A 13,279-nucleotide genomic window follows, 5' to 3' on the forward strand; every position below is an offset into this window, starting at 1 on the left:
CCCAACTGAAGCCTGCTGCAAGGAGATCAACAGCATGAAAGCCGACAACATCCTGGCCACCATCGGCCACACCCCGCATGTGCGCATCAACCGCCTGTTCGGCGCTGGCGCCAACGTGTGGATCAAGAGCGAGCGCAGCAACCCCGGCGGCTCGATCAAGGACCGCATCGCGCTGGCGATGGTCGAGGATGCCGAGCGCAGCGGCGCGCTGAAGCCCGGCGGCACCATCATCGAACCGACCAGCGGCAACACCGGCATCGGCCTGGCCATGGTGGCCGCGGTCAAGGGCTACAAGCTGGTGCTGGTCATGCCCGACAGCATGAGCGTGGAGCGCCGCCGCCTGATGCTGGCCTACGGCGCCAGCTTCGACCTGACGCCGCGCGAGAAGGGCATGAAGGGCTCGATCGCCCGGGCGCAAGAGCTGGTGGCCCAGACGCCCGGCGCCTGGATGCCGCAACAGTTCGAGAACCCGGCCAACATCGCGGTGCATGTGCGCACCACGGCCGAGGAGATCGCGGCCGACTTCCCCGAGGGCCTGGACGCCATCATCACCGGCGTGGGCACGGGCGGCCACCTCACGGGCTGCGCCCAGGTGCTGAAGGCCAGGTGGCCCGGCCTGAAGGTGTTTGCGGTGGAGCCCAGCGCCAGCCCGGTGATCAGCGGCGGCGCGCCCAGCCCGCACCCGATCCAGGGCATCGGCGCCGGCTTCATCCCCACCAACCTGAAGACCGAACTGCTCGACGGCGTGGTGCAGGTGGATGCCGAAGCGGCCCGCGAGATGGCCCGCCGCTCGGCCCGCGAAGAAGGCATGCTGGTGGGCATCAGCAGCGGCGCCACGCTGGCGGCCATTGCCCAGAAGCTGCCAGAACTGGGCGCCGGCGCCCGGGTGCTGGGCTTCAACTACGACACCGGCGAGCGCTACCTGTCGATCGAAGGCTTCCTGCCGGCCTGAAGACCGCGACATCGGCGTAGAACACCGGGTCGGCATTCGCCGGCCACCAGCCCGGCACGCCCAGCACCGGCAGCGGGCTGAACGGCTTGGCCGCCCAGGCCGCCTCGTCCATCGCCAGCACCGCCTCGGCCGGCAGCACATGGGCCGTCAGCGGCTTGCGCGGCGCGGTGGCCAGCTGTTCCAGCAGGGCATGGCCAACGAGTGTCAGCCGTGCCTCGGCCCACAGCGGGCGGTGGGTGATGAAGAGTGCGTTCCAGTCGCGCTGGCGCAGCGCCTGCCACAGCGGCGGCGGCGCCTGCAGCAGTGCGCCGTTTTCATCGAACAGCGTCAGCGCATCCCGCAGCGGGCCGCGGCGGGGTTGCACGCCGTTGCGTGCCAGGGCGGCGGCCTGCAGCGCATTCAACCGCCGCTTGAGCGCGGGTTGCGACAGCCACACCAGGCCGTTGAAGAAGTCATGCGGGTTGTCGCGCGTGGGCACGCTGGCGCTGCGGTGGATGAAGGCCTCGTAGGCCTCGCCGTCCGGCAGCGCGGTCTGCGGCACGAACTGCAGCGGGCCGGCGTCCAGGCGCATGACCGCGCCGTCTGCCAGCCGTTGCGCATTCAGCGCGGCAGCCACCGGCGCGCCGGCCTGCCAGGCGGCCCAGGCCGCCGCCAGCGCCGGCTGCAGCGGCGCCAGCCAGGGGCCGGTCAGGTCGATCGGCAAGCTCAGGCGGTCTGCCGCCAGGCCAGGGTTTCGCCGCCGCGCAGGGGCTTGAGCTGCGCATCGCCGAAGGGCACAGCCTCGGGCAACTGGAGGGGCTCGCGGCGCAGCGTCACCGTACCGGTGTTGCGCGGCAAGCCGTAGAAATCCGGCCCGTGGTGGCTGGCAAAGCCCTCCAGCTTGTCGAGTGCGCCCACTGCGTCGAAGGCCTCGGCATACAGCTCCAGCGCGCTCAGCGCGGTGAAGCAGCCGGCACCGCAGACGCTGGCCTCCTTCATCTGGCTGGCATGCGGCGCGCTGTCGGTGCCCAGGAAGAACCGGCTGCTGCCGGAGGTGGCCGCCGCCACCAGCGCGCGGCGGTGCACCTCGCGCTTGAGCACCGGCAGGCAGTAGTAGTGCGGCCGCAGGCCCCCCATGAAGATGGCATTGCGGTTGTAGAGCAGGTGGTGGGCGGTGATGGTGGCTGCGGTGTGCGGGCCAGCCTCGGCCACATACTGCGCCGCCTCCTGGGTGGTGATGTGCTCGAACACCACCTTCAGTTCCGGAAAGTCGGCGCGCAGCGGCCGCATCACCCGGTCGATGAACACCGCCTCGCGGTCGAACAGGTCGATCTCGCCGTCGGTCACCTCGCCGTGCACCAGCAGCTTCAGGCCGGCCTTCTGCATCGCTTCCAGCACCTTGTACGTCTTGCGGATGTCGGTGACGCCGGCATCGCTGTTGGTGGTGGCGCCGGCCGGGTAGAGCTTGAGCGCCACCACGCCGGCGTCGGCCGCGCGTGCGATCTCGTCGACCGCCAGGTTGTCGGTCAGGTACAGCGTCATCAGCGGCGTGAAGTCGACGCCGGCCGGCACCGCAGCGCGGATGCGGTCGCGGTAGGCCGCCGCGGCGGCTGCGGTGGTCACCGGCGGGCGCAGGTTGGGCATGATGATGGCGCGGGCGAACTGCCGCGCCGTGGCCGGCACCACGGCCGCCATGGCGGCGCCGTCGCGCACATGCAGGTGCCAGTCGTCGGGCCGGGTGAAGGTGAGGATGTCGGTCATGGCCGGATTCTGGCACCCGGTCCGCCGCGCCAGCGGCGTCCCATGCGCGCCGCGCATGACCCCATGCTACGTAGAAGCGCGAGGGTGAGCACGGTTCTTGCCTCGCTACACTGCGCCACGCTCAAAGGCAGGCCCCCGAGGCCTGGCATCCACGAGCGAGGAACCCACCAGGAGCCATCTTCATGACGAAACTGACCGCCAAGACCCTTTTCGCAACCGTTTGCACCACCGCGGTGCTCGGCTTGGCCGCCCTGCCCGCCCAGGCGGGCAAGACTGTCGACGCGATCAAGGCCCGCGGCCAACTGATCTGCGGCGTCAACACCGGCCTGGCCGGCTTCTCCGCAGCCGACAGCCAGGGCAACTGGTCCGGCCTCGATGTCGACGTTTGCAAGGCCATCGCCGCCGCCATGCTGGGCGACCCGAACAAGGTCAAGTACGTGCCGCTGAATGCCCAGCAGCGCTTCACCGCCCTGCAGTCCGGCGAGATCGACATCCTCAGCCGCAACACCACCTGGACGCTGACCCGCGACGCCTCGCTGGGCATGCACTTCACCGGCACCACCTACTATGACGGCCAGGGCTTCATGGTGCCGGCCAAGGGCAAGATCAAGAGCGCCAAGCAGCTCAAGGGCGCCACGGTCTGCGTGCAATCGGGCACCACCACCGAGAAGAACCTGACCGACTTCTCCCGTGCCAACAACCTGGGCATCAAGCCGGTGGTGTTCGAGAAGCAGGAAGCCTCGACCAGCGCCTATTTCAGCGGCCGCTGCCAGGCCTTCACCACCGACGCCTCGGGCCTGGCCTCGATCCGCAACAAGGAAGCCAAGAACCCGGCCGAGCACCTGATCCTGCCCGAGCTGATCTCCAAGGAGCCGCTGGGCCCCAGCGTGCGCCGCGGTGACGACGAGTTCTTCGCCATCGCCAAGTGGGTCGTGTATGCACTGATCGAGGCCGAGGAGTACGGCATCACCCAGGCCAAGGTGGACGAACTGGCCAAGAGCAGCACCGACCCGGTGGTCGGCCGCATCCTGGGCACCACCGAGGACACCGGCAAGCTGCTGGGCCTGGACAAGAGCTGGGCCGCCAACGCCATCAAGGCGGTGGGCAACTACGGCGAGATCTTCGAGCGCAATGTCGGCCCGAAGAGCGCGCTGGGCATGCCCCGCGGCAACAACAACCTCTGGAACAAGGGCGGCTTCATGTACGCCCCGCCGGTGCGGTAACACCCCCGGCTGCCGGCGCGCCGACTCCGCGCGCGCCGGCTCCCCCCTCCCCGCAAGACCCCCCGATTCCTCGGCAGCCGATGTCCCCAGGCTGAAGGAGCTTTGTCCATGACGGCCCGTGCCGCCCCTCCCAAGACACGCGACTGGTCGCTGCGCAGCCGCGCCGTGCGCGCCATCCTCTACCAGGTGCTGGCCCTGGGCCTGATCGCCCTGGGCGTGTGGTTCCTGGCGCACAACACGCTGGAAAACATGCGTGTGCGCGGCATCCAGAGCGGCTTCGACTTCCTCACCGGCCCAGCCGGTTTCGACATCGGCGAGCTGCTGATCCCCTACGAGTCGGTCGACCCGTACTGGAAAGCCTTCCTGGTGGGCGTGCTCAACACGCTGCGGGTGGCCATCGTCGGCATCGTGCTCACCACGTTGCTGGGCACGCTGATCGGCGTGGGCCGCTTCTCCAACAACGCCATCGTCCGTGGCCTGTGCTACGGCTACGTGGAGCTGTTCCGCAACGTGCCGGTGCTGCTGCAACTGCTGGTCTGGTACCTGGTGCTGACCGAAATGCTGCCGAACCCGGACGAGCCGATGAACCTGGGCGGGCTGGTGTTCCTCAGCAAGGGCGGGCTGTCCTATCCGGTGCCGGTGTGGGGCACCGGCCAGGCGTTGGCCGCGCTGGGCCTGGTGGCCGGCGCCGTGCTGTCGTGGCTGTGGGCGCGCAAGGCGCGCACGCTGTTCGAGGCCACCGGCCAGGTGCGGCCGGTGCTGCTGCCCAGCATCGGCCTGCTGATCGGCGGCACGCTGGTGGGCTGGCTGGCGGGTGGCGCGCCGATGGAGTGGAACCTGCCCAAGGCCGGCGATGTGGCGGTCGAGGGCGGCAGCTCGCTGACGCCGGAGTTCATCTCTGTGCTGCTCGGCCTGACCTTCTACACCGCTGCCTTCGTCGCCGAAGTGGTGCGTGCCGGCATCGCTTCGGTGCCCCGCGGACAGAGCGAGGCCTCGGGCGCCCTGGGCCTGGGCAAGGGCCAGCAGATGCGTCTGGTGGTGCTGCCGCAGGCCCTGCGGGTGATCATCCCGCCGATGACCAACCAGTACCTGAACCTGACCAAGAACTCGTCGCTGGCGGTGGCCATCGGCTACCCCGACGTGGTCTCGATCAGCAACACCGCCATCAACCAGACCGGCCGCGCGGTGGAATGCATCGCGCTGATCATGCTGGTCTACCTGACCACCTCGCTGACCACCTCGGGCATCATGAATTGGTACAACACCCGCTCGGCGATCAAGGAGCGATGAGATGACGACCACCTTTGTCTCCATCGAGCCGCGCCCCGCGCCGGTCAAGACCGAGGGCCTGGTGCCCTGGATGCGCCGCAACCTGTTCGGCAACCTGCCCAGCTCGGTGGCCACCATCGTGATGCTGGGCCTGGCGGCCTGGCTGATTCCGCCGCTGCTGGACTGGGCCGTGTTCAAGGCGGTGGTGGTTGCCAACGCCGAGCAGTGCCAGGCCGCACGCGGCGTGGGGGCCTGCTGGGGCGTGATCACCGAGAAGTACCGGCTCATCATCTTCGGCCGCTATCCGTTCGAGCAGCAGTGGCGGCCGGAGCTGGCCACCATCGCCCTGGTGGCGCTGCTGGTGGTGAGCTGCGTGCGCACCTTCTGGAAGCCCTGGCTGCTGCTGCTGTGGGTGGCCGTGCTGGCGCTGTTCTTCACGTTGATGAAGGGCGGCGTGCTGGGCTTGGCGCCGGTGGAGACCGACCGCTGGGGCGGCCTGCCGCTGACCATCATGCTGGCCACGCTGTCCATCGTCTTCGCGTTCCCGCTGTCCATCCTGGTGGCGCTGGGGCGGCGCAGCAAGATGCCGGCGATCAAGACCATCTGCGTGATCTACGTCGAGCTGATCCGCGGCGTGCCCCTGATCAGCGTGCTGTTCATGGCCAGCTTCATGTTCCCGCTGTTCATGCCGCCGGGCACCACGGTGGACGTGCTGCTGCGGGTGCTGGTGGGCATCACGCTGTTCGCGGCGGCCTACATGGCCGAGATCGTGCGCGGCGGCCTGCAGGCCATCCCCAAGGGCCAGCAGGAGGCCGCCGACACCCTGGGCCTGAGCTACTGGCAGGCCCAGCGCAAGATCATCCTGCCGCAGGCGCTGGCCCTGGTGGTGCCGGGCGTGATGAACAACTTCATCTCGATCTTCAAGGACACCTCGCTGGTGACCATCGTCAGCCTCTATGAGCTGACCGGCGCGATGGGCCTGGCGCTGAACTCCGACGCCGACTGGCGGCCGTTCAAGATCGAGGCCTATCTGTTCATCGCCGCCATCTACTTCGCCTTCTGCTTCTCGATGTCGCGCTACAGCCTGTGGATCGAGAAGCGGCTGTCACTCAGCAAGAACCGGTAATCACCATGTCCGAACCCATCATCACGTTCGAAAAAGTCAACAAGTGGTACGGCAACAGCTTCCACGTGCTGCGTGACATCGACCTGTCGGTCGCCAAGGGCGAGCGCATCGTCATCTGCGGGCCGTCGGGCTCCGGCAAAAGCACGCTGATCCGCTGCATCAACCGGCTGGAAGAACACCAGCAGGGCACGCTGAAGGTCGACGGCGTGGAGCTGACCGACGATGTGAAGGCCATCGAGGCCATCCGCAAGAACGTCGGCATGGTTTTCCAGCAGTTCAACCTGTTCCCCCACCTCACGGTGCTGGAGAACCTGACCCTGGCGCCGATGTGGGTGGGCAAGATGCCCAAGAAGGAGGCCGAGGAGCGGGCCATGGCCCAGTTGAAGCGGGTGCGCATCGCCGAGCAGGCGGGCAAGTACCCGCTGCAACTCTCGGGCGGCCAGCAGCAGCGCGTGGCCATCGCCCGCGCGCTGTGCCTGACGCCCAAGATCATGCTGTTCGACGAGCCCACCTCGGCGCTCGACCCGGAGATGATCAAGGAAGTGCTCGACGTGATGATCGAGCTGGCCGAGGGCGGCATCACCATGCTGTGCGTGACCCATGAGATGGGCTTCGCCAAGGCCGTGGCCAACCGGGTGATCTTCATGGACCAGGGCCAGATCGTCGAGCAGAACGCGCCGCATGCCTTCTTCGACAACCCGCAGAGCGACCGCACCAAGGACTTCCTGTCCAAGATTCTCGGCCACTGACCGCGCCGGCACGGGCATTGCACGTGGGGCGGATGGCCCGCCCCAACCGCCCCAGATCAGGTCGCCTGGCGCAGGAAATCCCACAGCGCCTGCGCGGCAGGCTTGGTGTGGCGCGCCACTTCGGGGCGCTCGCGGTAGATGCGCACTTCCATGGTCAGCTCGCCCACGCCGGGCGGCGCGGCGGCCACCAGCCGGCGGGACTTGAGCTCCTGCCGCACCGAGCTGGCCGGCAGGAAGGCCAGGCCGTGGCCTTCCAGCGCCATGGCCTTCAGGCCCTCGGCCATGTCGGTCTCGTAGGTGGTCTCCAGCGCGGGCGCCACCGGCATCTGGCGGATGATCTGCTCGACCATGTGGCCCATGTAGGCGCCCGAGGCATAGGCCAGCAGCGGCACCGGCGCACCGCCGGCGGCCAGGAAGAACAGCGGCTGGCCGGCCGCGTCGGCCTTGGCATAGGCGGCCAGGGTCTCGCGGCCCAGCGACAGCATCTCGTAGCGGTCGGGGCTGAGCTGCAGCGGCTGCGACGGGTGGTGGTAGGCGATCAGCAGGTCGCAGCCGCCTTCGGTGAGCCGCAGCACCGCATCGTGCACGTTCAGCGCGATCAGCCGGGTCTTGACGCTGCCGAAGCGCTGGCGCAGCTCCATCAGCCAGTGCGGGAAGAAGGTGAAGGCCAGGGTGTGCGGGATGGCGAACTCGATCACGTCCTGCCCGCTGGCACGGTGGCTGCGCATCAGGTTGCGCGCCGACTGCAGCGCCACCAGGATCTCCAGCGCCTGTGCGTGCAGGGTCTCGCCGGCCGAGGTCAGCCGCGTGGGATAGGACGAGCGGTCGACCAGATCGACGCCGGCCCAGGCCTCCAGCGCCTGGATGCGCCGCGAGAACGCCGGTTGGGTGACATGCCGCAGCTGGGCCGACCGCGAGAAGCTGCGTGTCTCCGCCAGGCTGACGAAGTCTTCAAGCCACTTGGTTTCCACCGGGTCAGTGTAATAGTCGCAATCGACCCACCATTCAAGGGGCCGGCCGGGCCGACCCCCCTTGAACAAAGGGGGCCGGAGCGAGGCATCGGTCACAGTCGTTCGATACAGTCCATCACACTTACCGTTCCGTTTCGGCTATCAGCCCACCGCGGAATCACCCCACAGATCCAGCAGGACACATGATGACAACCGTACGACGTTCCACCGCCCTGGCCATTGCGCTGTTTGCACTGTCTGCGGGTGTGTCCGCGGCGCCGACGTTCGATCTGGACTTCGAAGCCGAAGGCAAGGATGCTGTCGGCAAGCTGGAGCCGGTCAAGCCGACCGCGTTGAAGGGGCTGAAGCTGTCGGGTGCGTGGGGCTACGGCTGGAACATGTTGATCAAGGCGCCCGCTGACATCCGGCCCGAGGAGTTCGACGAAGCCAACCCGAAGGGAAACTACTGCGGTTCCCTCTCGGGCAAGTGCAACGAGGGCGGGTTCCTGCTGAACCGTGACTTCTCGGCCGACAGAGGCAGTTCGATCGTGCTGTCGGTCGACGAGAAGCTGTTCCCCAGCGGCTACTTCAAGTCGATCACCCTGGATCTGTTCACCAACACGGATTCGGGCCTCAAGCTGACTGCCACCGGTCGTGACGGCAAGACAGACATCTCCGACAACTTCGGCGCCGGTTCCAAGGCATGGCAGACCGGGCAGCTGATCGACATGCTGACGGAGTTCGACACGCTGGGCGAAGTGGTCTCGCTGGAGTTCAGTGTGGGCGCCTCGACGCTGGGGCTCGACAACATGGCGATCGTCATGGGTGGCGTCACTGTTCCGGTCCCTGAGCCAGCCGGCTACGGCCTGGTCGGGCTGGCCCTGCTGGCTGCCGGTGCTGCCAGCCGCCGCCGCAGCTGATCCCCGTCTGATCCTGAACGAGCCCGCCGCCGGCGGGCTTTTTCATGCCCGAAGCTCAGGCGTTTTCGTCGGCCTGCTGCAGCCGCCACATCTCCGCATAGCGCCCACCGCGGGCCAGCAGGTCGGCATGGGTGCCGCGTTCGACCACCCGGCCGCCGTCGAGCACCACGATCTCGTGCGCATCGGCCACAGTGGACAGGCGGTGGGCGATCACCAGGGCCGTCTTGCCCAGCGCCGCGCTCTTCAGTTCGGCCTGGATGGCCCGCTCGTTGGCGGAGTCCAGCGCCGAGGTGGCCTCGTCGAAGATCAGCACCGGCGGGTTCTTCAGCAGGGTGCGGGCGATGGCCACCCGCTGCTTCTCGCCGCCGGACAGCTTCAGGCCCCGTTCGCCCACCATCGTGGCATAGCCCTTGGGCGTGCTGGCGATGAAATCGTGGATGTGCGCAGCGCGGGCTGCCGCCTCCACCTCGGCCGGGGTGGAGCCGGTGCGGCCGTAGCCGATGTTGTAGCCCACGGTGTCGTTGAACAGCACCGTGTCCTGCGGCACGATGCCGATGGCCTGGCGCAGGCTGGCCTGCTGCACGCTGCGGATGTCCTGGCCGTCGATGGTGATGCGGCCGTCGGTCACGTCGTAGAAGCGGTACAGCAGCCGCGCCAGCGTGCTCTTGCCGGCGCCGGACGGGCCGACCACCGCCACCGTCTTGCCGGCCGGGATCTCGAAGCTGATGCCGTGAAGGATGGGGCGGGCGGGGTCGTAGGCGAAGCGCACGTCCTCGAAGCGCACCACACCTTCGGTCACCGCCAGCGGCGGCGCGCCGGGCGCATCGGCCACCTCGCGGTCGCGTTCCAGCAGGCTGAACATGCGGTCGAGGTCGGTCAGGCTCTGCTTGACTTCGCGGTACAGCACGCCCAGGAAGTTCAGGGGGATGTAGAGCTGGATGAGGAATGCGTTGATCATGACCAGGTCGCCCAGGGTCAGGCGGCCCTCCACCACCCCCTGCGTTGCACGCCAAAGCATGGCGACCAGGCTCAGCGCGATGATCAGCTGCTGACCGGTGTTGAGCATCGACAGCGTGGTCTGGCTCTTCACCTGGGCGCGGCGGAAGGACTCCAGCCCCTTCTCGTAGCGCGCGGCCTCGAAGGCCTCGTTGTTGAAGTACTTCACCGTCTCGAAGTTCAGCAGCGCGTCGATGGCCCGGGTGTTGGCGCTGCTGTCCAACTCGTTCATCTCGCGGCGGAACTTGTTGCGCCACTCGGTCACGCTGACGGTGAAGGTGATGTAGGCCACCAGCGCGGTCAGCGTGATCCACACATAGCCCATGTCGAACTTCCAGCCCAGGAAGGCCAGCACCAGCGTCACCTCCACCAGCGTGGGCACGATGGAGTACAGCGAGTAGCTGACCAGGCTCTGCAGCGCCCGGGTGCCGCGCTCGATGTCACGCGTCAGCCCGCCGGTCTGGCGTTCCAGGTGGAAGCGCAGGCTCAGCGCATGCATGTGGCTGAACACCTCCAGCGCGATCTGCTTGCTGGCGCCGAAGCTGACCTTGGCGAACACCAGCTCGCGCAGCTCGGTGAACAGGCTGGTGCACAGGCGCAGTGCGGCATAGGCCAGCAGCAGGCCGATGGGCACCACCAGCACGGCGCGCACGTCGCCCGGCTTCAGCGCCAGCGCGTCGACCAGGTACTTCAGCAGCACCGGCACACCCACGTTGGCCATCTTGGCCGCCAGCAGAAAGCCCAGCGCCAGGCCCACCCGCCAGCGGTATTGCCACAGATAGGGCAGCACCTTGCGCAGCGTCTGCCAGTCGGAGCGGGGGGCGCCGGGCGAGGCCGGCGTGGGCAGGGCAATGGCGGGGGCGGAGCGGCGCATGGTCAGGGCGGATCAGTCAGGCGGCGTGGAAGAATGGCCTGCCAAGAACAGCACCCAGGTGATGCCGATGCCCGATCCCGCAAGCCCCCGGCAGCCCCTGACAGGGCCCACCAGTTTGCCCGATGGCAGCGAGCTGGTGCTGCGGGTGATGCCGCTGCCGGCCGACGTCAACGGCAATGGCGACATCTTCGGCGGCTGGCTGATGGCCCAGGTGGACCTGGCCGGCGCGGTGCTGCCCTCGCGCATCGCCCGCGGCCGCATCGCCACCGTGGCAGTCAACCAGTTCATCTTCAAGCAGCCGGTGTCGGTGGGCGACCTCGTCAGCTTCTACGCCCGCATCACCCGGGTGGGCAACACCAGCATCACGGTGCATGTGGAGGTGTTCGCCGAGCGCAACCCGGCCAACCTGCAAGTGGTGAAGGTGACCGAGGCCAACCTCACCTACGTCGCCATCGACGGCCAGGGCAAGCCGCGGCCGATCCCGAAGGACTGACCGTCCGGCTGGTCAGAACTTGCTGAAGTCGGGCTTGCGCTTCTGGAAGAAGGCCTGGAAGGCCTCGGTGGCCTCGGGGCTGCGCAGGCGCTGGCCGAACAGCGCGCCCTCGGCGGCCATCACCTCGCGGATGCGGGCGCGCTGGGGCGCGCGCATCAGGCGCTTGGTGTCGGCCACGGCGCCAGGCGCCAGGGCGTTGAAGCGCTCGGCCATGCGGCGGGCGTGGTTCACCACCTCGCCGGCCGGCAGCACCGCGTTGGCGATGCCGCAGTCCACCGCATCGCTGCCGCTGAAGGGCTCGCCCAGCATCAGCTTCTCGGCCGCCTTGGCATGGCCGATCAGCGCCGGCAGCACCAGGCTGCTGGCGTACTCGGGCACCAGGCCCAGGCTGACGAAGGGCATGGCCAGGCGGGCCTCGTCGCTGACATAGACCAGGTCGCAGTGCAGCAGCAATGTGGTGCCGATGCCGACCGCGGCGCCGGTGACCGCCGCCACCACCGGCTTGTCGCAATCCAGCAGCGCGCGCATGAAGCGGGCCACCGGCGTGTCGTCGCCCTGCGGCGGGCGCTGCATGAAGTCGTCGATGTCGTTGCCCGAGGTGAAGATGCCGGGCTGGCCGGTGATCAGCACGCTGCGCACGCTGGCATCGCCGTTGGCGGCTTCCAGCGCCTCGGCCATGGCGGTGTACATCGCCTGGGTCAGCGCGTTCTTCTTCTCGGGGCGGGCGATCTCGATCGTCAGCACCTTGTTCAGGGTGGCAGTGCGGATGGTCATGGTCACACCCTTTCGAAGATGCCGGCCGCGCCCTGGCCGGTGCCCACGCACATCGTCACCATGCCGTACTTCAACTGGTGGCGGCGCAGCGCATGGACCACGGTGGCCGCGCGGATGGCGCCGGTGGCGCCCAGTGGGTGGCCCAGGGCGATGGCACCGCCCATCGGGTTGACCACGTCGGGGTTCAGGCCCACGGTGCGGATGACGGCCAGCGCCTGCGCGGCAAAGGCCTCGTTCAGCTCGATCCAGCCCATGTCGGCCAGGCTCAGGCCCGCGCTCTTCAGCGCCGCGGGGATGGCCTCGATCGGGCCGATGCCCATGATCTCGGGCGGCACGCCGCGGGAGGCGAAGCTGACGAAACGCGCCAGCGGCTTCAGGTCGAAGCGCTTCACCGCCGCCTCGCTGGCCAGGATCAGCGCACCGGCGCCATCGCTGGTCTGGCTGCTGTTGCCGGCGGTGACGCTGCCCTTGGCCGCGAACACCGTGCGCAACTTGGCCAGCGCCTCCAGCGTGGTCTCGGCGCGCGGGCCTTCGTCCAGGCTGACGGTGCGGGCGCGGATGTTGACCTCTCCGGTGGCCAGATCGGGCGTGCGCTCGACCACCTGCACCGGGCAGATCTCGTCGGCAAACGCGCCGGCCTGCTGGGCGGCGATGGCCTTCAGGTGGCTTTGCAGCGCGAAGGCGTCCTGGTCCTCGCGGCTCACCTTCCACTGGTTGGCCACCTTCTCGGCGGTCAGGCCCATGCCGTAGGCGATGCCGACGTTTTCGTCGTTGGTGAAGACGGCCGGGTTGAACGAGGGCTTGTTGCCGGTCATCGGCACCATGCTCATGCTCTCGGCGCCGGCGGCGATCATCACGTCGGCCTCGCCGACGCGGATGCGGTCCGCCGCCATCTGGATGGCGGTCAGGCCCGAGGCACAGAAGCGGTTGACCGTCACGCCACCCACGCTGTTCGGCAACCCCGCCAGCAGCGCGCCGATGCGGGCGATGTTGGCGCCCTGCTCGGCCTCGGGCATGGCGCAGCCGACGATGGCGTCCTCGATGGCTTTCGGGTCCAGCCCCGGCACTTGCGCCAGCGCGGCCTGGATGGCGGCCACCAGCAGGTCGTCGGGCCGGGTGTTGCGGAAGAAGCCGCGGTGGCTGCGGCCGATGGGCGTGCGGCTGGCGGCGACGATGTAGGCGTCTTGAAGTTGCTTGCTCATGGGATGTCTCC

Annotated in this window: 13 protein-coding genes; 7 read left to right on the forward strand and 6 right to left on the reverse strand. The window is 68.5% G+C overall.

The window, feature by feature from the left end:
- The first annotated feature begins 34 nt into the window (after positions 1-34).
- Positions 35-952: a cysteine synthase A gene (gene cysK, locus FFT10_RS15915; protein WP_137733836.1), complete on the forward strand. Its 918-nt coding sequence runs from the start codon at positions 35-37 to the stop codon at positions 950-952.
- Here cysK and FFT10_RS15920 read toward each other — a convergent pair.
- Positions 897-1,661: a DUF3025 domain-containing protein gene (locus tag FFT10_RS15920; RefSeq protein ID WP_174246124.1), complete on the reverse strand. Its 765-nt coding sequence runs from the start codon at positions 1,659-1,661 to the stop codon at positions 897-899. The genes cysK and FFT10_RS15920 overlap by 56 nt on opposite strands.
- Entirely contained in the window at positions 1,658-2,692 is a 1,035-nt protein-coding gene (gene pyrC / locus FFT10_RS15925) for a dihydroorotase (RefSeq protein ID WP_137733837.1), read from the reverse strand. The genes FFT10_RS15920 and pyrC overlap by 4 nt, the downstream gene beginning before the upstream one ends.
- 182 nt (positions 2,693-2,874) lie before the next feature.
- Here pyrC and FFT10_RS15930 point away from each other — a divergent pair, with 182 nt between their 5' ends.
- The 4 genes from FFT10_RS15930 (at position 2,875) to FFT10_RS15945 (ending at position 7,059) form a co-directional block, all read left to right on the forward strand.
- Positions 2,875-3,915 carry an amino acid ABC transporter substrate-binding protein gene (locus tag FFT10_RS15930; protein WP_137733838.1) on the forward strand — a complete coding sequence of 347 codons (1,041 nt, stop codon included), beginning with the start codon at positions 2,875-2,877 and terminating at the stop codon, positions 3,913-3,915.
- Positions 3,916-4,023: 108 nt separating this feature from the next.
- Positions 4,024-5,205, forward strand: coding sequence for an amino acid ABC transporter permease (locus tag FFT10_RS15935; RefSeq protein WP_137733839.1), 1,182 nt, complete (start codon positions 4,024-4,026; stop codon positions 5,203-5,205).
- A gap of 1 nt (position 5,206) precedes the next feature.
- Positions 5,207-6,310, forward strand: a complete 1,104-nt coding sequence (locus tag FFT10_RS15940) for an amino acid ABC transporter permease (RefSeq protein ID WP_137733840.1) — start codon at positions 5,207-5,209, stop codon at positions 6,308-6,310.
- Positions 6,311-6,315: 5 nt separating this feature from the next.
- Positions 6,316-7,059 (forward strand): amino acid ABC transporter ATP-binding protein, encoded by a 744-nt coding sequence (locus FFT10_RS15945; protein ID WP_137733841.1) that lies wholly within the window; start codon positions 6,316-6,318, stop codon positions 7,057-7,059.
- 56 nt (positions 7,060-7,115) lie between these two features.
- Here FFT10_RS15945 and FFT10_RS15950 read toward each other — a convergent pair whose 3' ends face one another.
- Positions 7,116-8,030 (reverse strand): LysR substrate-binding domain-containing protein, encoded by a 915-nt coding sequence (locus tag FFT10_RS15950; RefSeq protein WP_137733842.1) that lies wholly within the window; start codon positions 8,028-8,030, stop codon positions 7,116-7,118.
- Positions 8,031-8,212: 182 nt separating this feature from the next.
- Between FFT10_RS15950 and FFT10_RS15955 the strand changes: the two genes are divergently transcribed.
- Positions 8,213-8,929: a PEP-CTERM sorting domain-containing protein gene (locus FFT10_RS15955; protein WP_137733843.1), complete on the forward strand. Its 717-nt coding sequence runs from the start codon at positions 8,213-8,215 to the stop codon at positions 8,927-8,929.
- Positions 8,930-8,984: 55 nt separating this feature from the next.
- Here FFT10_RS15955 and FFT10_RS15960 read toward each other — a convergent pair whose 3' ends face one another.
- A complete protein-coding gene (locus FFT10_RS15960; RefSeq protein WP_137733844.1) occupies positions 8,985-10,799 on the reverse strand; it encodes an ABCB family ABC transporter ATP-binding protein/permease in 1,815 nt (604 codons plus the stop codon).
- Positions 10,800-10,866: 67 nt separating this feature from the next.
- On the opposite strand from FFT10_RS15960, the gene FFT10_RS15965 reads away from it, so the two are divergent.
- The gene (locus FFT10_RS15965) at positions 10,867-11,292 is read left to right on the forward strand and encodes an acyl-CoA thioesterase (protein WP_137733845.1); all 426 of its coding nucleotides are present in this window, start codon (positions 10,867-10,869) and stop codon (positions 11,290-11,292) included.
- 12 nt (positions 11,293-11,304) lie between these two features.
- Here the strand turns inward: FFT10_RS15965 and FFT10_RS15970 are convergent, their stop codons facing one another.
- Positions 11,305-12,066: an enoyl-CoA hydratase gene (locus FFT10_RS15970; RefSeq protein WP_137733846.1), complete on the reverse strand. Its 762-nt coding sequence runs from the start codon at positions 12,064-12,066 to the stop codon at positions 11,305-11,307.
- A gap of 2 nt (positions 12,067-12,068) precedes the next feature.
- On the reverse strand, positions 12,069-13,268 hold the full coding sequence (locus FFT10_RS15975) for an acetyl-CoA C-acyltransferase (RefSeq protein WP_137733847.1): 1,200 nt from the start codon (positions 13,266-13,268) through the stop codon (positions 12,069-12,071).
- Positions 13,269-13,279 lie beyond the last annotated feature (11 nt).

It is taken from the genome of Pseudaquabacterium pictum (assembly GCF_005403045.1).
GTDB classification, from domain to species: Bacteria; Pseudomonadota; Gammaproteobacteria; order Burkholderiales; family Burkholderiaceae_C; genus Pseudaquabacterium; species Pseudaquabacterium pictum.